We start from the raw sequence: 17915 nt of genomic DNA, 5'->3' as shown, positions 1-17915 counted from the left end.
TTAGCTTTCCTTCCTCTGATTTTCCTCAGTCTTCTCATCCAGAATACGTTTGAGTTCGTTAATATCTTCTGAAGACAACTTTTCTTCTTTTAAGAAATTCACAAGAAGAGGTTTAAATGCTGCGCCATAGAAACGTTTAAGTAATGATTCTGTTTCTACTTGAAGATACTTATCTTGAGACACTAAAGGAAAATATGCATATATACGCCCTGTATCTTGATGGTAAGAAATAGCTTCTTTTTGGACTAATCGATTAATAAGTGTTCGAATTGTCTTCGGTTTCCAATCCGTTGTTGACTCTAATACTTTAATTACTTCATTTGCTGTTTGTGGGGATTTTGACCAAAGAACTTTCATAACTTCCAATTCAGCTTCGGAAATCTTAGGTAATTCTTTCATAATATAAAACTCACCCCCTGTATTACAAATGTAATCCATATACAAATATTACATTCGTAATCAATAATTGTCAATCTTATTTTAATTTTCAAATAGATGCTCACAATACGCTCATGCTTTCCGTCGCCTTCTTTCCCAGCCATCTGTCTGCTCGGGCTTTCCTGCTTCGCCTTTTCTATCCATCGGTTTACTCAGATTTTCCGTCGCTTCGCCCTGTTCGGCCTATCCTCACCTTGCCATATCTATCCGTCGAGCCTACTTATTAATCAAACAAAAAAAGGAATGCACGCAATTTGTGCATTCCTCCCACTATGTTAGAAAAATAAACTTAATATGAAATAAATAGCTGCCGCCATGACTGCGGAAATTGGCATGGTGATTACCCATGTTGTCACGATTTTTCGTGCCATGCCCCATTTAACACCTCTTACACGGTGTGCTGTTCCTACTCCCATGATAGATGAAGAAATAACATGTGTTGTAGATACTGGTAAATGGATTAATGTCGCACCGAAGATGATGGATGCAGAAGCAAGGTCTGCTGCTACCCCGTTTACTGGACGGATTTTCATAATCTTGCCGCCGACTGTTTTGATGATTTTATAACCACCTACAGAAGTACCAAGACCCATCGCACAGGCTGCTGCAAAACGTACCCAGAAAGGAATATCGTCTGTGTGATGCAAGCCTCCCGCAATTAAAGCGAGCGTAATAATCCCCATCGCCTTTTGTGCATCGTTTGTACCGTGTGTAAATGATTGTAAAGCGGCTGTACCAATTTGCATTGTCCGGAAGCCTTTATTCGTTCGATATAAATTCATATCCTTAAATAACACTTTAAATAAAGACATCATTAAGAAACCAGCTGCAAACGCAAGTAATGGTGAGAAAATAAGCGCCTGAAGAATTTTTATAAAGCCACTATAGTTCAAAACATTAAAGCCAGCTGCCGCAATGGCAGCACCAGCCACAGAACCGATCAATGTATGCGATGAACTAGACGGAATTCCAAAGTACCACGTTACTAAATTCCATGTGATCGCTGATAATAATGCCGCTAAAATAACGACAGAACCTGTAGTATCTCCATTAAAAGCATTTAAGCTGAATGGGTCAACAATATCCTTTGTTAATGCTTTTGCTACCCCAACGAATGTAATAGCTCCAATGAAGTTCATAATTGCAGCCATATATATTGCGGTACGTGGCTTTAATGCCCTTGTTGATACCGAAGTTGCGATCGCATTGGCCGTATCATGGAAGCCGTTAATAAAATCGAAAACAAGTGCAAATAAAACGACTAATATTGTTATCAGTAATATCGTATCCATTTCTTACACTCCATCTTACGCGTTACGCATAATTATTGTTTCAATTGTATTTGCTACAGTTTGACAGTAGTCTGCAATATCTTCAAATTGTTCGTAAATACTCTTAAAGACGATGATGCGCATCGGATCTTTTTCTTGAATAAATAATTGCTTCATAGACGAGCGGAAAATTTCATCACATTCACGCTCATAGTCCTTAATTTGAATAGCATGTTTACGCATTTCAACAAGCTTTTTACTATTTAATAGCTCCATTGCTTGGACCATTTCGTCTGTACTTTTCGCAATATATGTTAAGAATTGGCGCATCGGGTCTGTAACTTCTGTTAAATTGTACATATCAAAATGAGCAATACAGCCTTCCATTCCATCAATAACATCATCTAATTTATTGGCAAGTGATAAAATATCTTCACGCTCGATAGGTGTCATAAATGATTTATTTAGCATAACGATAAGCTCGTGAATCAATTTATCTCCACTTGTTTCATATCGCTTCATTGTGTCTGCGATTTCTTTTAGTGAATCTATATTTTCAATACGTGCGTTATGAGCGTAATAAATACCTTCTTTCACGTTTTTAGAAATGTTTAACAATGCCTTAAAAAATGGATCTTGCTTGTTTGAGTTGAACATCATGTTCCTCCTGTTGAATGAATATTGACGATTTCTGCAATCATCATAACAAAACTTTCACATAGTTCTACAGATTTTTAAAGATAAAATAGTTGAATTTACAAAAATGTAATATAAAATTCGCCACAATTATTTTTAGGTACTTTTCCAAGTTGAAAACGTTGGAAACTCGATAACAAAATTTATCGATTTTTCTTTAAATATTACCGTTTTTTCTTTCATTTTTATAAAAATACTTGAAAAAACAATTTTTTCTTCAATTTTTTCATCGTTTTCAATGTTAAGGAATTGTAAACGATATTTACATTCCTCCATTGTCATTTATTACAATTCGCAGTACTGTTATAAGAAAAGTTTATCTTACAAATAAGGATGTGGGTATCACATATGGACATCGATTTACTATCACTTGTAATCCTTTTAGTACTTGGCTTTATCGCATCCTTTTTAAATGCGATTGTCGGTGGCGGAGGATTAATTTCGTTACCTGCGCTTTTAGCTGTTGGTTTACCCCCAAGTACAGCAATTGCCACAAACAAACTCGCCAATACAATTAGCAATGGGACTAGCATGTTAACTTTTTTACGAGCTGGCAAGGTTGATGTGAAAAAGAATAAGAAAATAATGCCTTTTATTTTTATTGGTTCATTCATTGGTGCATATACTGTGCATCTCGTATCGCCAGCTATTTTAAAGCCTCTAATGCTTGTTATGCTCGTACTAGTTACAGCTTATACGGTTTTCAAAAAAGATTGGGGTCAGAAACCTGAAGAGCAGACATTAAGTACTGTTAAAAAAATTGCCTTTGTTGGCGCTTTTGCTGCTGTTGGCTTTTACGATGGTTTCTTCGGACCTGGCACTGGTTCTTTTTTTATTTTCCTTTTACTAATGATGGGAAATGATTTCTTGCAGGCCGCGGGTAATGCAAAAGCCTTTAATTTCACGTCGAACTTAGCCGCGCTTGCTATGTTTTTACTATTAGGCAAGGTTAATTTTTTATACGGTTTACCTATGGGCTTCGTCATGATTTTCGGTGCGATAATGGGTTCAAAATTTGCGCTAAAACGTGGGACAAAAATGATGCGTATTATTTTTATCATCATGACTTGTACATTAATTGTCAAAAATGCATGGGATTATTTCAGTATTCATTAAGGTGGATCATTACCATAACGTGTGGTTGATTTCCGTTCCAACTGGGCGCTTTGTTGCTGACGCTTCGCTTTCGCACAGAGCAAAGCTTCCTGGGGGCGTCCGATGAGCCGCTTCGCTTGGCTGCAGGGTCTCATCTGTGACGCTAATCCCCAAGGAGTCGCCCAGTCTCCACTCCAATCAACTAATATACAAGGCATACGTTTTAATGAATGTCATCCACAACTTTTGGTGATGAGCCATTAAGGTCCAGTTTTAAAAAATCACCAAGGAGAAATACTATCGATTTCATCGGCGAAATTTATCAGCCAATTGACAAAATTTATTAGCGTGCTATAATTCTTTTAGGCTTCACCGCGTTGAAGCGAAGAAGTAACTAGTAGGAGGATTAGCATGTTTCGAATAGAAGCTAAGAGTAACCCTCGATTTATTGAGGCAAGCTTTATAATTATATTAATAATTGCCACGATGGCAGTCAGTATTGGGTATTTAAAAGCAACACCCCATATACCTATTTTTCTTGTCATTTCACTTTTAATTGCCTATGGATTACTAAAAAAAGTTCCTTTTCGTGAGCTTGAAACTGGTATGATTGCTGGTGCAAGTGCTGGACTTGGGGCAGTTTTTATTTTCTTCTTTATTGGCATTTTAATTTCGAGTTGGATTATGGGTGGCACGATTCCAACACTTATCTACTACGGCTTTTTAACAGTTACACCAAGCTTTTTCTTTGCAATCGTATTTTTGATTTGTAGTATCGTTGGTGTTTCTGTTGGTAGTTCTTTAACTACTGTAGCAACTGTAGGCGTTGCCTTTATGGGAATTGCCGGTGCAATGGACATCTCTTTAGCGATAACAGCTGGTGCGATTGTTTCAGGAGCTTTCTTTGGCGATAAAATGTCTCCGTTATCGGATACAACCAATCTTGCATCTGGTACGGTTGGCGTCGATCTTTTCGAGCATATTAAAAATATGGGTTGGACAACGATTCCAGCATTCGCAATCTCATTCGTTCTTTATGCAATATTATCGCCAACAGAAGCAAATACTTCATTTGAAACAGTTGAGCAATTTAAAGATGGATTACTGTCAACTGGTCTTATTCATTGGTATACATTATTGCCAATTGTTGTTCTTGTTATTATGACTTTTTATAAAGCGCCTGCACTTATCACACTCGCAGTCGTCTCAATTCTTGGTGTTGGACTTGCCTACATACAAGAACCGATTGCACTCTCAAATGTCTTTAAAATGCTTTTTGAAGGCTATGTATCTACTACGGAGAATAAAGACGTGGATGCATTACTGAGTCGTGGTGGTATGAACAGTATGCTATCTACAATTGCCTTAGTCTTATTAGCATTAACAATGGGTGGTCTATTATTTACGCTCGGCATTATTCAAAGTATTTTAGCGAAGGTAGAGAGCCTCTTTAAAAGTGCTGGCTCTGTCATTACAGGAGCTGCTATTACGGGGATTGGTGTTAACACATTAATTGGTGAGCAGTATTTATCTATCCTACTTACTGGTGAAGCTTTTAAAGCACAATTTGAGAAGGTTGGACTTGCCCCTAAAAATTTATCCCGTGTTATGGAGGACGCAGGTACTGTAGTCAATCCTCTTGTTCCGTGGAGTGTTTGTGGTATTTTCATAGCTAGTGTACTAGATATTCCAACAACAACTTATCTGCCATTTACCTTCTTCTGTCTACTCGGACCAATTTTGACGATTATCTTTGGTTGGAGCGGTAAAACATTAACAAAGCTTGAAAAATAAGATTGGTAGCTGATGAATTCGTCAGCTACCTTTTTTCTATCTCCCTCTATAATTTTGACTTTAAATGGATATTTAACGACTTTATGTGTTTTATCTTACTTTCTTCTGCTATGCTAAAAATAATAACTGGTTTTATTCGAGGGGGTATAGAATTGACACCAGCTGAATCAATTTATTTTAGCGTGATTGCTCTTGCTCTATTAATCATTATTTTACTAATCGCTTTCATTTTTAGAAAACGAAAAAAATGCGTATTAGCTATTATTATTCTACTGATTATCAGTTATATAAGCTATATTGTTTACTATCCTACTTTAAAAATCAAAACTCATGCAGAAAGGTATATTCAATTAGAAGCTTATTTGAACCAAACACATCCTAATCAACAATTTTCGGTAACGCCTGAGCATTTTGAGCCTGGCTATACAGTTGGTCAGTTTAGTGTGCATGCAATGGAAACACCTCAAATTGGCGTCAATCTTAGAGTTGATAAACACGGAAAAGTTACGCAAGTCTCTACATGGACAAAAGAGGAATACCCTACACAAGAGAATCTATGGAAGGTGATCGAATTACACTTTTTTGAAGAATATACACTCGATAAAAATATACCTCTCATTACAAAAAAAGATTTTTGGTTTAACGGAGATGGATTAACTGTTTTTGCTTTAGAAGTCGATGATTCACCAACCATTGCTGTTTTTACATATAGTACAGCTGGATACAGTTTACAACATTTTGTCGAAGGTAAAGCTGGTGAAATGATTTCTATTGAAACTGAGAATTTTGTCTTCGCTTATATGGATGAAAAGTATACAGGCGAAGCAGCAACAATTACTACAAAGTCTGGGGAACAATATGAATTAAATCCAGATAATCAAAAAATGAAATTAACTGTTATTCATATTGCTAAATAACCTTTCTTTACTTTAACTACAAGATATAAGAACCTCAATTAAAACATAAAATAACAAAAGAGTATGTTTTGAAATAATTTTTCAAAACATACTCTAATTTTTGCCCTGCTGACTATTTAATTATATTGTTACCTTTTGTCTCATCAAGTCTCTTAGTCATTTTTCCCATTGTCCTTTGATGATAAAAAGTCTTCTAATGCTTGTTTGTTCTTATCAAAGTCAATATCCAAAACGTCACCTACATCGACACGTTTGTCTTCATAAGCATCTGCAACAGGAATTCGTAAAGTGTCAATACCTTTAGATTTTCCATTTACAATCCCTTTTGCAATTGTAAGGATCGTTTTATTATCTACATTTGTATCAATGTAGGAATCTGCAACGCCAAGTATTTTTGGCAAATTCATTAAGCTTGAAACACCGATTTGTTCTTTCACCTTACCTAAAACCTCTTGCTGGCGTTCCACTCGCCCAAAATCACTTAAACGATCATGGCGGAATCGTACATAACCTAATAACTCGTTACCATGTAAAACTTGTTCCCCAGGATGTAATGTCATACCAATTCCATGAGACATTTCATAAGGAATATCAACCTCTATCCCATCAGGTGCTAAAAGATCTATAATTTTAGGGAATCCTTTAAAATCCACGAGAGCGTAGTAATTTACATCAATATCAAAATTTTGCTTAATTGTTTTCCTTACAAGTTCAGGACCTCCTAAAGCAAAAGCAGCATTTATTTTATTCATTCCGTAATCTGGGATGTCGACATACGTATCCCTCATAATCGAAACAAGTTTGACATCATTTGTCGTTTGATCATAGTGTGCAATCATTAAACTATCCGATCTACCATCCTCATCTCTAGCGTCACTGCCTATTAATAGCACATTAATCTGACCAAATTGCACATCCGCACCTTCAAATGGATCAAACGCCTTTTCGTTATCGTTTATATGACTGTCGTCTGCCATAGCCAATCCACTATTGTATTGGTAAACCCCATAAATAATCCCTGCTACGATTACTAATGCGAATGCTAAGAACAAATTCCTTAGCCATTTACGGCTCTTTTTGCTTCTTCTCATAAATCAATCCACCTATCATTTCAATTATGCCACGGTATCATTGCGTCCGGAGGCTTTTACTTCTTTCAGCGGATGTTTGCGCACGCTAAAAGAAGTTAAAATCTAAGTTATTCTATTTAGTAACGCCTTTGTAGTAAGCTGTACAGCTATTGCATCATCTAAATAACCAATAGGAAATAAATAATCCGGTATTACATCTACTGGAATAATAAAATATAATAATGTACTTCCAATTAAAGTTAGTTCAAAAAGTGTTCCTTTCCCCGATGTGAATTTTCCATATAACTCTTTTAATTGGTTTATAAAAGGGCCAATGCTTCCTACACTCTTAATTTTTTCGTCAAAATCCTTAAGAATCGTATTTTTACCTTCTTCTGTTTGCGCATATAATCCATAGCTTTCAAGTTTCTGTTCAACATTGGACACCGAAAATTCATTATCGTAAACATTTGAAGACTTAAGAAGAGCTTGTATTGCATCAACAGACGTATGAATATCATCTGAATCTGACTCTTCTTGTTTCTGTTCAATCGGGTATCCTGCTGCTTCAAAAAGATTGATTAAAGGAACTTCAAGGCAGTCAGCAAATTTTTCTAAATGTTGTGGTGTCGCTTTTCTCTTATCATTTATTATCCGTGAGATCGTAGCTGTATCGATTCCAGTGAGTTCACTAAACTTCCGCATAGATAATGAACGTTCTTTCAATAACTGTCTCAGTAATAAACCTAGAGTATTACTGTTACTCTGTTCAGCCATTTTCGATTCTCCCTTCTTACGGTGACTAACGTGACTTAAAGCAGTCGTCTAATAAATCAATTATACCTCGGCATAATTCCGTGACATCCACCGGAGGCTTTGTAAATAAATGCCACAGGACGTGGCGTTTTTAGAACTGAGTTCCTCTATTTCAGCGGATGTCTTTTGTACCAAAAGCGTAGCGACAAGTACAAATGTTTGAACACCCTCTGAAATATGTTAAATTATCATTCTCAAGAAGTGTATAATTACGTTGACATTTTGTCAACACATAAACCATTTAAGTCCCGACACATAATTGCGTCCACTAAAGAAGTTAAAAGAATGCTGCAAAAGCAATTATTAACAACATTACTCCACTAATAATTGTTCCAAATTGACCTACAGTAAATGTGCCGATCCGAACATCTGCTACTTTACTTCCTAAACTGACACCTAACCAAACAGTAATAAAACTCCCAATTGCAGCAAGTATCGAGATGACAAGCGGCGAAAGACCGAGTAAACCTGCACCTACCCCATTCGTAAGTGCATTCGCCGATAAGGCAATACCGAGAAGTACAGCTTCTCCCCATCCAATTTCCCCAGACTTATTGAAATGAGCTTCCTCGGGATTTCTTAAAATACCTTGAACATTATTGGACTGCATTTCATTGTTACTATCCACTATTGAAGTCTCTTGTTTCCGCGGTTTAGCCAACAGAATTATCCGAATTCCGATGATAAATAATAATAACGCTCCAATGATCACAGGAAGCATACCTGGAAGAATTTTTGACATCCATACACCAAATGAAATGCCTCCCATACTCATAAGAAAACAAATAACCGAGATTAAAATATTTTTATCAAATCTAACATTTATCTTACGAATTCCGTAAGAAAGACCGACACCCAAATTGTCAATGCTGGAAGAAAAAGTAAAAGCCAAAATGATTAACCAATTCACCGTACCACATCCCTTATTTTTTTATATCATATTACTCGTATTGACAAATGGTGCCTATTTATCCGAAAAACGTTGACAAAAAAACAACATTATCTTAGTAACACAATAAAGTGTGCGAATTAATAAAAAATATTGGCTATCAGCATAGCGTGAGGTTGATTACATTCTGGTTGGAGCTTTCAATGAACTAATTGAGTTAACGAGTATTAGTCAGAAGGCGGTATCGTATTATTACAGCGTTAATCCCTCTTATATTCCAATGTGGAATCAAAACTGATCATTTTACGCATTTCTGTTCAATTAAACTCTCTGGTAAGCTCAAAGAAAGGAGATGAGAGACAATGACAACAAAATGGAATGCCAATTTGTATGATCAAAAGCATGACTTTGTTTCAAAATTTGGAGGGAGCTTAGTGGATTTACTTGCACCACAAAAAAATGAAGGAATTTTAGATGTGGGTTGTGGCACAGGTGATTTAGCCCTTGAAATTGCAGCTCTTGGTGCCAATGTTCAAGGGATAGATGCTTCCCATGACATGATTATCGCTGCACAGCAAAAATACCCAAACATTACTTTTCACACAATGGATGCTACCGCACTTCAGATGACAAATCAATTCGATGCAGTCTTTTCAAATGCTGCATTACATTGGATGAAACAGCCGAATGAAGTCATTCAAAATATTTACAATGCACTAAAACAAGGTGGGCGTTTCGTCGCTGAAATGGGTGGACACGGTAATATTGCTTCTATTGTTTGGGCACTGCAAAAAAGTATGGAGGAATTAAAATTTTCTTATATCGAGGATTATTTCCCATGGTATTTTCCAACTTTAGAAGAATATCAGGCGAAGTTGGAAGGCGCTGGATTTACAGTTGAAATGATTACGCTATATGAGCGCCCAACACCCCTTCAAGGCGAGGATGGGTTACGTAATTGGCTAGTGATGTTCAGTAATAATATGCTAAAACATTTATCAGAAACTGAAAAAGAACAGATTTATGAGAAATGTGAAGAATTATTAAAGCCAAAATTTTATCAGGATCATCAATGGGTTGCTGATTATTGCAGATTACGCTTTGTTGCAATAAAAAAATAACAGCCATTTCACAAATGAAATCACAGAAAGCTTCGATGAGTAACGAAGCACGTAAAAACGCTTGGAAATATCCAAGCGTTTTTCTTTATGTTTATTTAATTCCAGACTGCATTTCGTAATTTCTAACGAGCATCCCGTTTGATTTTATCATTCTAAACTTCTCATAATAAGGAACTAAGTCATCATCACAACACAAATCAACCATATAGATATCATCAAGTTCATTTAACATTTGTTTGACTAATTCCTTGCCAATACCTTTATTTTTATACTCTGGCAAAACTTCAAGGAACGGAATGTAAGCAGATAGAACTCCATCACTAATCGCTGTTATAAATCCAACTACTTGATTCGTATAATCATCTAAAGCAATGACCACCTTACTACTGTTTGTTAACAGCTTTAAGTGAGTTTGTGGATTAGGTGGATTCAGCCAATCTACAAAAAAGCCATTCAACATTTCAGAAGAAATTCCATCAAGAGAATTTTTGTATATCATCATATATCAGCTCCTAAATTTTCTTTAAATTTTTAGGTGGATGATATATCTCAAAAATAAAGTAGCAAAATTGCGACCTCCAAACATTTCTGGGATTACTATAAAATATTCGATTCAAATTCTATAAATCCTTCTTCAATGACTTTTACGTTAAATAACTTTGTAACTAATAATATTTCAAACTACATTAATGAAAAATTCGCCTTTTTTAGCTTTAATCTCGAGGTAATAGTTTACGTTCTTCTTTAATCCCTCCAATTTCTTGCTTTTCCCGGGCGAAATGTGAAATTCGTCTACTATAACTTGACCATTTGCATCTTTAATTCTTAGAAGTACTTCACCGTCATTATTTGCATCATTAACGATTTCCTTGTTCCAAAATATACTATCAAACTTAAAATACTCTTTATTGTCGAAATATACTGCATTCCACTCTTCCTTATCATCTGTTACATATACAGTTGTCATATTCTTTGGAAAAAAGAAATTATGCACAGCTCCCACTTCTTGAACAACAAAAGAGCCTATAATTGTAATAATAAAAGTAATCAAAATGGAAATTAAAACTTGAATACGACGCTTTTTATTTATTCTTTTAAATGGTGCTTTTGCGATTATAACTTCTTCTGGCAGAATATCATTTGTTGGCTGCTCCATCACTTCTAGATACAATCGACACTCTTCACAATGATGTAAATGTTCCTCGACAACTTTAGTAGTATCTTCACTACAAATTCCATCAATATATGAGGGTAATAAATCCTTTATAATATTACAATTCATCATGATCACCTCGGACCCTTTCTACTAATTTTAATTTAGCTCGATAATACGTTACCCTTGCCCAGTTCTCACTTTTATCGAATATCTCTCCAATTTCCTTAAAACTAAGATTGACGGAAGTTCTAAGTAAAAATATTTCACGATACGGTTCTTTTAATTGATGAATTTCTCTATGTAAGGAAATAAATGTAGTACGATTGGCAAGCTCTACGTCTGGTAATTCCGAATTAGATGGAACATCCAACCCCACTTCCAACATTTGTTCTACACTACTATGGCTATAACGTTTTTCCTTTTTTAAATGGTTATAGTATGTATGCTTTGCAATTTGGCATAACCAAACAGACATCTTACATTCACCATTGTATCGGTCAATTGACTTTACAGCTTGATAAAAAGTTTCTTGCGTTAGTTCCTCAGCTAAATCCACGTTAGTTGTTAAACAAATAAGAAACCGCTTTACTTCATCTGCATAAGATTTGTATATTTCACTTAAATCCTCCACTTTCCTCCCTCCTCTCTCTACTTTTAACGGTGGATACTTATATATAGATTTTAAAGAAGATTCGTTACAAAAATTTTTATTTTTTTAAATTAAATTTTTAATTTAAAATAAAAAACCCTTCACAATCATGATTTTACTCAAATTGTGAAGGTTATAAAAACATACTATCTATCATGAACGAGGTATTAAAATCACCAAAACACCAATTAAACAAATACCAGCTCCAACGAAATCCAAGTTGTCTGGTTTTTTCCCGTCGATTCCCCATCCCCATAAAATAGATAGGACGATAAAGACACCTCCATAGGCAGCGTAGACCCTTCCAAAGGTTGGGAAGGACTGAAAAGTAGCGACAACTCCATATAAAGCTAACACAATCCCGCCTATAATTCCCCAATAAAATGGTTTACCTTCTCTTAACCAAAGCCAAATTAAATAGCCGCCCCCTATCTCGCCAATTCCTGCGAGGATAAATAATAATGTTGCACTAATCATTTTTTTCACTCTTTCTGTATATGTTTCAGTATCTACTCTATTATACATAAAAGCACGTTACCATTAATAAAATCAAAAAATTCAGCTTACCTCCTGGGCAACCATAAGCAGAAGGTTGTTTTTTAACAGGAGATATGCGAGATATTGTAAGTTGTATATATCGCTATATTTACTAAACTCCCCTTTCTCCTGTTAGAAGGAGAATCGTAATAGCTGTCTGTGTTTTATGTATACCAACTTGGTTTTACATTACTAAAATACTGATGATCATCTAGGAAGATACTAATTTTATTTCGCATATTATCCATATCTTCTGGAATTGTTTTTAATGTCCATACAACTGTTGAAAATACACACATGGCTAAATATAGACTATACAAAGTCCAAAATTCATCATTTGGCTCTTCACCATTAAAATAACCTTTTATTTGACCAATGGAAAAAGGAACGCTAATATTTCGTGTGAAAATACCGATTTTCAAAAATTCATGAATCGGATCACCCCAATCATATCTCCCAAAATCAATAATTCCGTTTAATTTCCCTTCCTGTGCAATTAAATTACTTGGATGATAGTCATCATGTTGAAAGATATTAGGGCGATTTTCCATCAACAACATATGATTATCTATAAATTGTAGGATTTTTTCATCTTGATCAATTTTTATTGGGCATGCTAGATATGCCTCTACATATTTTTTATGCTTTAGACTTTTTCGTTCATACCATGATTCTATATGTTTAGGTGCTTGTATCTTATGTAGATTCAAAAGCTCTTGCCCTGCTTCAAAACCTAATTGATATTGCTCTTTTTCTGTTAATACTAACAATTCAGCTTCAACATCATTCCCATCAATATAAGTGGTTACTATATAACCTCGACCTTGAATTTCCCCAATCTCAATCGCTTTAATTGCTTTATTTGTATAAGTCCCAATTGTTTTTAATATTGCAAACTCCTTTTCTCTATCTTCAAATTGATTAATTGGAAAAAATCTTATCATATATTTTTCATTACTATTTTTAAGAGAAATGAAATACTTTTCATCTGAAGAAAACCCCTTATTAATTCTCTTCCACTCTCGATAATCTTTTAGCAAAGGTATCTCTTTCAATAATTGTTCAATCATGTATTCCCTCCTTTAGATAAAATATGGAATGCAACTCCAATTTCGATGTTTAAATGCTCTGTAGCGTATAGGGGCAAAGGCGCTTCTTCCTCTTTAATACAATCCCCAGTATGTAATCGTATCTGCTACCCCTATAATAATCAGAATAACACCCGCTACAATTTGAATCACTCGTCCCATTTTCATGCTTGTACGCATAATGAATCTTTTTGCGTCAAAAAAATGAATAAGCCCCAGCATCACTAGTAGTGGTACAGAAGTTGCTATTCCAAAAATGGCCGGTAAAACTACCCCATACGAAGAGCTTACGACTGTTGGCATTAACCACACGAAAAATAGCACAAACATCGTAGGGCAAAAGGCTATTGAAAAACTAGCCCCCATCAGAAAGGAGCCCAATTTCCCCTCTTTTATAACTGCCGGAATGTACTTAGGAATTTGATTTAGAAATTTCAATTTTAAAATTCCAATTAGCACGAGCCCTGTTATGAACATGATTGGACCAATTGCTTTGCGAAAAACAGGAAAATACTGAGTCATCTCAGTTTCAAAGGACTGACCGAAAAGCCAGGCGAAGAAACCTATTAAACTAAATACAACAACTTTCCCTAGAATAAAAAATACAATTTCTTGCCAATTATTTTTCGTTTGAAATGTCCGATTTCCATAAAAAGTGATTGCACTTATATTCCCCGTTAATTGACAAGGTGCTAAAGCGCCTATTAAACCAAGAAGTATCGCAACAATGAAAGGAGAATGTTCATAGGAGTTCAAAAATACTGTAATAGGGTCACTAATGAATTGGCTTATTTTGGACATTAAACTATACATCTAAAAACACCTTCTATTTTTTATTAAAGTACGATTACAGATTTAGTACCTCAAGTTATTTACTGTTTCTTTGTATATCAGATGACAAACTGTTTAAATTGCCTCAATATCCGCTCGTAAAAAAATATCTTTTCACTACAAGAACATAAAAGAAAAATCCTGTATCAAAAAATTAACACAGGATTTTAATCAAAACACAAATAAGCATTAATCCACCTGAATTTGACCCATCATTCCATTATCCTCATGCTCTAAAATATGACAATGGAACATGTAGATGCCCTTATGTTTAAATTGTACAGCTATTTTTACTGTCTCATCTGGTTTTACGGAGATTGTGTCCTTCCATCCTTGTTCATTTTCAGGTGGCTTTTTCTCATCACGTGAGATTACTTTAAATTGTGCTCCATGAATATGGAATGGATGAATCATGCCGCCCATCATATCCGGCTTATTATAAATTTCCCATACCTCAGTAACACCTTGTTTTTGGGTAAAATCAATTCTTTCCGGATCAAATTTCTTTCCGTTTATCGTGACCATGTCCATCATTCCAAAGAGTTCCACTTTTTTTGTAACAGGTAGATCTACTTCTTTACCTTCTAATGATAAATCATTTAATTTTTTAGGGAGCATACTCGTCTTTCCACTTTGATCAGTAACTACAAATGGTAAAAGGACAGAACCATCCTCATTTATTAAAGCTAGGTCTTTAACGTCCTTCATTTTTGAAAAGTCAACTACGATTTCTGCCCTTTCGGATGGCGTTAGTGTAATCTCTTTTAAAGAAACCGGTTCATTCAAGAGACCACCATCTGTTGCGATTTGAAAAAATGAATCCTCTGTATTCAATTTAAAGGTATAATTTCTCGCATTAGATCCATTTAATAAACGAAGGCGCACTTTCTCTTTGTTTACAGTCAATTTAGGATTGAGCGTTCCATTAATTAATAATGTATCTCCAATCGTTCCGTCTGTGTTCATTGTGGCGCTATAATTCAATTGCTTCTTATCATCAAATATTCTATCTTGGAAAATCAAAGGGAAATCGTTCTTTCCATAATCATTTGGCAATCCAAGACTTTTTGAATGATCATCTTCAATATAAACTAAGCCTGCAAGCCCGTTATATACCTGTTCAGCCGTTTTTCCATGTGGATGGGGATGGAACCATAGCGTTGCTGCTTCCTGATTCACTTTAAATTCAAGAGTTTTTTCTTCTCCAGGTTTCAGAATGCTTTGTGGCCCTCCATCTTTTTCCCCTGACACTTTTAGTCCATGCCAATGAAAAGTTGTATTCTCATCAAGTTCATTGATAGTTCTAATCTTTACAGTTTCACCTTTTTCAAGACGAATCATCGGTCCGAGAAACGATCCGTTATACCCATAAGTATTTGTTTGAACACCATCGAATATTTCTGTTTTTCCTTTTTGTGCCCTAACTGTGTATACAACTTCATCCTTTTTATTACTTTTAAGTTCAGCAGGGACTTTTACTTCATTTACTCCTGTCGAATTGTTTAAACTTACGACATTGCTATGACTCTCATGGTCCTTCATCTTGTCATGATCCATGTCTTTCATATCTTTTGAAGAGTGTTCCATACCCTCCATCTTCATAGAGGAATGATCCATGTCCTTCATATCGTTACTTTTCCCTTGGCTACAAGCCCCAAGTATGCCCAAACTTGCAATAATACCTGCTGCTAATGCTATTTTCCTCATGTCAACCATTCCTTTCACCTAAAGTATATAGAACAGTTGTGTAGGAATTATGTAGAAAACGGCATTTGTATACAAAATGTTGTTCCTATATTTTTCTCACTTTTGACGGAAATTGTACCGTTATGTGCTTCCACTAGCTTTTTGGTAATTGTCATACCAATACCGTTGCCAGTATATCGGTTTTCCACTCGGTAATTTCGTTCAAAGATTTTTTTACTTATTTCTTCATCCATACCAATTCCATTATCATGTACAAGTATTATATAATCGTCACTTTCTTTAAATAATTTGATTAATATCATGCCATCTTTTTGAACATGGTACATTGCATTTTTTATAATATTGTGTAGAATTTGATTCAATCTCAAGGCATCTACCTTTGCATTGATTGTTTTGTCTAAATCCAATTCTACTTGTATTTCTTTTTCAAGTAATCCACTTGCCAACATAATAACAGACTTTTCGATTACATTAGCAATCGGTTGCTCTTTCATCATGACCTTAAATGTAGGATTATTAATATCATTTAATGTATCCAATTCTCCAACAAGAAGAGTTAGCCTATCAATTTCCTCAACACATGCTTTCAAACGATCTGGAGTAGCTGTCCAAATCCCATCTTCAAATGCACTCAAGTAGCTTTTAATCGAGGCTAATGGATTACGAATTTCATGCGCAAGATCCTGTGTCATTTCTTTACGACGGAGTTCATAAGCGTTTAACGTTTCATCTAGTTTCATCAGTGATTTACCTAATTGACCAATTTGATCATTAATCGTATAGCTTATCTTTAAGTGACGGTCTCCACGCACTAGTCTTAACGCAAAGTGATTCAGTTCTTGGATAGGCTTCGTTAATGTTTTTGCAATTAACAAACTAGAAATTACTATAAAAATAAGCAAAAGGCCTAATGACCACATTGCTGTTTCCCTTAATGCCATGTCAAAGTGGTGAATTAATTCTTTAGAATCTGTAATATGAAGCATCATCAAATGTTCATGACCTTTATAAAGTAATATCCCTGTGATGAATAAAAGTATGCTTGTAGAAAAGATAGCTATAATTAAGGCAATTTTTATATGAAATTTCATTGATTTATAACCTTTTCATTTATTCTGTATCCCAAACCAAAAACAGTCTGGATGTACTCTTCCTTCATTTTTTTACGAATATTTTTAATATGCTGATCCACAATACGTGGATTTATGTTCAAATCAAAACTATATATTTTTAGAATGATATCATCCCTGCTAAAAACCTTTTTAGGATTTTCAGCCAGTAATAGTAAAATGCTAAATTCATGTGGCGTGAGCTGAATACTTTGATGATTTACAAATACTTTTCTCTCATCTTTATGGAATTCCAACTGTCCTAAAATAATAATTTGTTTTTTATGTGAACTAGGTAACAACCTTTCAGCTCTTATTAATATTTCTTTAGGATGAAATGGTTTAACTACATAGTCATCTGCACCCATTTCAAATCCAATTACCTTATCATCAATAGAGATTTTTGCTGTAAGCATAATCACCGGAATATCGTAATTTGATTTTACATATTGGCAAATATCCTCTCCGTCCATATCCGGCAACATTAAATCTAAAATAATCATATCAAGAGGTATTTGATCGATCATTTGAATTGCGGATTCTCCTGTATGCGCAATATATGTATGATCTCCGTTTTTTTCAAAATAAGATGACAATACCTCAGTAATCTTTTCTTCATCATCTACAAGTAACACTTTCATTTTTCAATTACACCAACTTTGTATAAGAGATTCAAAAATATTATAAACAATAAAAACAGTAAAAGCGCTTCATTCATACTATTACTCAAT

19 protein-coding genes are annotated in these 17915 nt (G+C 34.9%); 4 read left to right on the top strand and 15 right to left on the bottom strand.

Translation table 11 applies throughout. The features are described 5' to 3' along the window. From ABH966_RS22460 to ABH966_RS22450, 3 genes are all read right to left on the bottom strand, one after another. Nucleotides 1-402 (bottom strand): BlaI/MecI/CopY family transcriptional regulator, encoded by a 402-nt coding sequence (locus tag ABH966_RS22460; protein WP_370082373.1) that lies wholly within the window; start codon nucleotides 400-402, stop codon nucleotides 1-3. A gap of 311 nt (nucleotides 403-713) precedes the next feature. After that, nucleotides 714-1730: an inorganic phosphate transporter gene (locus ABH966_RS22455; RefSeq protein ID WP_370082330.1), complete on the bottom strand. Its 1017-nt coding sequence runs from the start codon at nucleotides 1728-1730 to the stop codon at nucleotides 714-716. Nucleotides 1731-1745: 15 nt separating this feature from the next. Continuing rightward, nucleotides 1746-2366 carry a DUF47 domain-containing protein gene (locus tag ABH966_RS22450; protein ID WP_370082328.1) on the bottom strand — a complete coding sequence of 207 codons (621 nt, stop codon included), beginning with the start codon at nucleotides 2364-2366 and terminating at the stop codon, nucleotides 1746-1748. A gap of 387 nt (nucleotides 2367-2753) precedes the next feature. Between ABH966_RS22450 and ABH966_RS22445 the strand changes: the two genes are divergently transcribed. The 3 genes from ABH966_RS22445 (at nucleotide 2754) to ABH966_RS22435 (ending at nucleotide 6211) form a co-directional block, all read left to right on the top strand. Further along, entirely contained in the window at nucleotides 2754-3521 is a 768-nt protein-coding gene (locus ABH966_RS22445; RefSeq protein WP_370082326.1) for a sulfite exporter TauE/SafE family protein, read from the top strand. A 390-nt stretch (nucleotides 3522-3911) separates the two neighbouring features. Beyond that, nucleotides 3912-5294: a Na+/H+ antiporter NhaC gene (nhaC, locus tag ABH966_RS22440; protein WP_370082324.1), complete on the top strand. Its 1383-nt coding sequence runs from the start codon at nucleotides 3912-3914 to the stop codon at nucleotides 5292-5294. Nucleotides 5295-5446: 152 nt separating this feature from the next. After that, nucleotides 5447-6211, top strand: coding sequence for a hypothetical protein (locus ABH966_RS22435; RefSeq protein WP_370082322.1), 765 nt, complete (start codon nucleotides 5447-5449; stop codon nucleotides 6209-6211). A 152-nt stretch (nucleotides 6212-6363) separates the two neighbouring features. Here ABH966_RS22435 and ABH966_RS22430 read toward each other — a convergent pair whose 3' ends face one another. The 3 genes from ABH966_RS22430 to ytaF form a co-directional block, all read right to left on the bottom strand. Next, nucleotides 6364-7302, bottom strand: a complete 939-nt coding sequence (locus ABH966_RS22430) for an LCP family protein (RefSeq protein WP_370082320.1) — start codon at nucleotides 7300-7302, stop codon at nucleotides 6364-6366. 102 nt (nucleotides 7303-7404) lie between these two features. Beyond that, complete coding sequence (locus ABH966_RS22425) at nucleotides 7405-8058, bottom strand: DUF1232 domain-containing protein (RefSeq protein ID WP_370082318.1); 654 nt, start codon at nucleotides 8056-8058, stop codon at nucleotides 7405-7407. A gap of 316 nt (nucleotides 8059-8374) precedes the next feature. Continuing rightward, the gene (gene ytaF, locus ABH966_RS22420; protein ID WP_370082316.1) at nucleotides 8375-9007 is read right to left on the bottom strand and encodes a sporulation membrane protein YtaF; all 633 of its coding nucleotides are present in this window, start codon (nucleotides 9005-9007) and stop codon (nucleotides 8375-8377) included. Nucleotides 9008-9348: 341 nt separating this feature from the next. Between ytaF and ABH966_RS22415 the strand changes: the two genes are divergently transcribed. Beyond that, nucleotides 9349-10107 carry a methyltransferase domain-containing protein gene (locus ABH966_RS22415; protein ID WP_370082314.1) on the top strand — a complete coding sequence of 253 codons (759 nt, stop codon included), beginning with the start codon at nucleotides 9349-9351 and terminating at the stop codon, nucleotides 10105-10107. 91 nt (nucleotides 10108-10198) lie between these two features. Here the strand turns inward: ABH966_RS22415 and ABH966_RS22410 are convergent, their stop codons facing one another. The 9 genes from ABH966_RS22410 to ABH966_RS22370 form a co-directional block, all read right to left on the bottom strand. Next, entirely contained in the window at nucleotides 10199-10606 is a 408-nt protein-coding gene (locus ABH966_RS22410; protein ID WP_370082371.1) for a GNAT family N-acetyltransferase, read from the bottom strand. 177 nt (nucleotides 10607-10783) lie between these two features. Beyond that, complete coding sequence (locus ABH966_RS22405) at nucleotides 10784-11389, bottom strand: zf-HC2 domain-containing protein (protein WP_370082312.1); 606 nt, start codon at nucleotides 11387-11389, stop codon at nucleotides 10784-10786. Next, nucleotides 11379-11894, bottom strand: coding sequence for an RNA polymerase sigma factor (locus ABH966_RS22400; RefSeq protein ID WP_370082310.1), 516 nt, complete (start codon nucleotides 11892-11894; stop codon nucleotides 11379-11381). Before ABH966_RS22400 ends, ABH966_RS22405 begins: the two co-directional genes overlap by 11 nt. A 171-nt stretch (nucleotides 11895-12065) precedes the next feature. Next, nucleotides 12066-12389 carry a YnfA family protein gene (locus ABH966_RS22395; protein WP_370082308.1) on the bottom strand — a complete coding sequence of 108 codons (324 nt, stop codon included), beginning with the start codon at nucleotides 12387-12389 and terminating at the stop codon, nucleotides 12066-12068. Between the two features lie 224 nt (nucleotides 12390-12613). Continuing rightward, complete coding sequence (locus ABH966_RS22390) at nucleotides 12614-13519, bottom strand: aminoglycoside phosphotransferase family protein (protein ID WP_370082306.1); 906 nt, start codon at nucleotides 13517-13519, stop codon at nucleotides 12614-12616. A 93-nt stretch (nucleotides 13520-13612) separates the two neighbouring features. Beyond that, complete coding sequence (locus ABH966_RS22385; protein WP_370082304.1) at nucleotides 13613-14350, bottom strand: urease accessory protein UreH domain-containing protein; 738 nt, start codon at nucleotides 14348-14350, stop codon at nucleotides 13613-13615. 207 nt (nucleotides 14351-14557) lie between these two features. After that, nucleotides 14558-16075, bottom strand: a complete 1518-nt coding sequence (locus tag ABH966_RS22380; protein ID WP_370082302.1) for a multicopper oxidase family protein — start codon at nucleotides 16073-16075, stop codon at nucleotides 14558-14560. Nucleotides 16076-16122: 47 nt separating this feature from the next. Further along, nucleotides 16123-17166: a sensor histidine kinase gene (locus tag ABH966_RS22375; RefSeq protein WP_370082300.1), complete on the bottom strand. Its 1044-nt coding sequence runs from the start codon at nucleotides 17164-17166 to the stop codon at nucleotides 16123-16125. After that, nucleotides 17163-17825, bottom strand: coding sequence for a response regulator transcription factor (locus ABH966_RS22370; RefSeq protein WP_370082298.1), 663 nt, complete (start codon nucleotides 17823-17825; stop codon nucleotides 17163-17165). Before ABH966_RS22370 ends, ABH966_RS22375 begins: the two co-directional genes overlap by 4 nt. Nucleotides 17826-17915 lie beyond the last annotated feature (90 nt).

The sequence above is a fragment of the Lysinibacillus sp. RC46 genome, assembly GCF_041262385.1.
Taxonomy (GTDB): Bacteria; Bacillota; Bacilli; order Bacillales_A; family Planococcaceae; genus Lysinibacillus.
This window is presented reverse-complemented; position numbering and strand designations above follow the sequence as displayed.

Excerpts from the sequence above, each read along its gene's own strand:
- ABH966_RS22455 (WP_370082330.1), bottom strand. The coding sequence starts at position 1,730 with ATGGATACGATATTACTGATAACAATATTAGTCGTTTTATTTGCACTT.
- ABH966_RS22450 (WP_370082328.1), bottom strand. The coding sequence starts at position 2,366 with ATGTTCAACTCAAACAAGCAAGATCCATTTTTTAAGGCATTGTTAAAC.
- ABH966_RS22445 (WP_370082326.1), top strand. The coding sequence starts at position 2,754 with ATGGACATCGATTTACTATCACTTGTAATCCTTTTAGTACTTGGCTTT.
- nhaC (WP_370082324.1), top strand. The coding sequence starts at position 3,912 with ATGTTTCGAATAGAAGCTAAGAGTAACCCTCGATTTATTGAGGCAAGC.
- ABH966_RS22430 (WP_370082320.1), bottom strand. The coding sequence starts at position 7,302 with ATGAGAAGAAGCAAAAAGAGCCGTAAATGGCTAAGGAATTTGTTCTTA.
- ABH966_RS22425 (WP_370082318.1), bottom strand. The coding sequence starts at position 8,058 with ATGGCTGAACAGAGTAACAGTAATACTCTAGGTTTATTACTGAGACAG.
- ABH966_RS22415 (WP_370082314.1), top strand. The coding sequence starts at position 9,349 with ATGACAACAAAATGGAATGCCAATTTGTATGATCAAAAGCATGACTTT.
- ABH966_RS22410 (WP_370082371.1), bottom strand. The coding sequence starts at position 10,606 with ATGATATACAAAAATTCTCTTGATGGAATTTCTTCTGAAATGTTGAAT.
- ABH966_RS22405 (WP_370082312.1), bottom strand. The coding sequence starts at position 11,389 with ATGAATTGTAATATTATAAAGGATTTATTACCCTCATATATTGATGGA.
- ABH966_RS22395 (WP_370082308.1), bottom strand. The coding sequence starts at position 12,389 with ATGATTAGTGCAACATTATTATTTATCCTCGCAGGAATTGGCGAGATA.
- ABH966_RS22390 (WP_370082306.1), bottom strand. The coding sequence starts at position 13,519 with ATGATTGAACAATTATTGAAAGAGATACCTTTGCTAAAAGATTATCGA.
- ABH966_RS22385 (WP_370082304.1), bottom strand. The coding sequence starts at position 14,350 with ATGTATAGTTTAATGTCCAAAATAAGCCAATTCATTAGTGACCCTATT.
- ABH966_RS22380 (WP_370082302.1), bottom strand. The coding sequence starts at position 16,075 with ATGAGGAAAATAGCATTAGCAGCAGGTATTATTGCAAGTTTGGGCATA.
- ABH966_RS22375 (WP_370082300.1), bottom strand. The coding sequence starts at position 17,166 with ATGAAATTTCATATAAAAATTGCCTTAATTATAGCTATCTTTTCTACA.
- ABH966_RS22370 (WP_370082298.1), bottom strand. The coding sequence starts at position 17,825 with ATGAAAGTGTTACTTGTAGATGATGAAGAAAAGATTACTGAGGTATTG.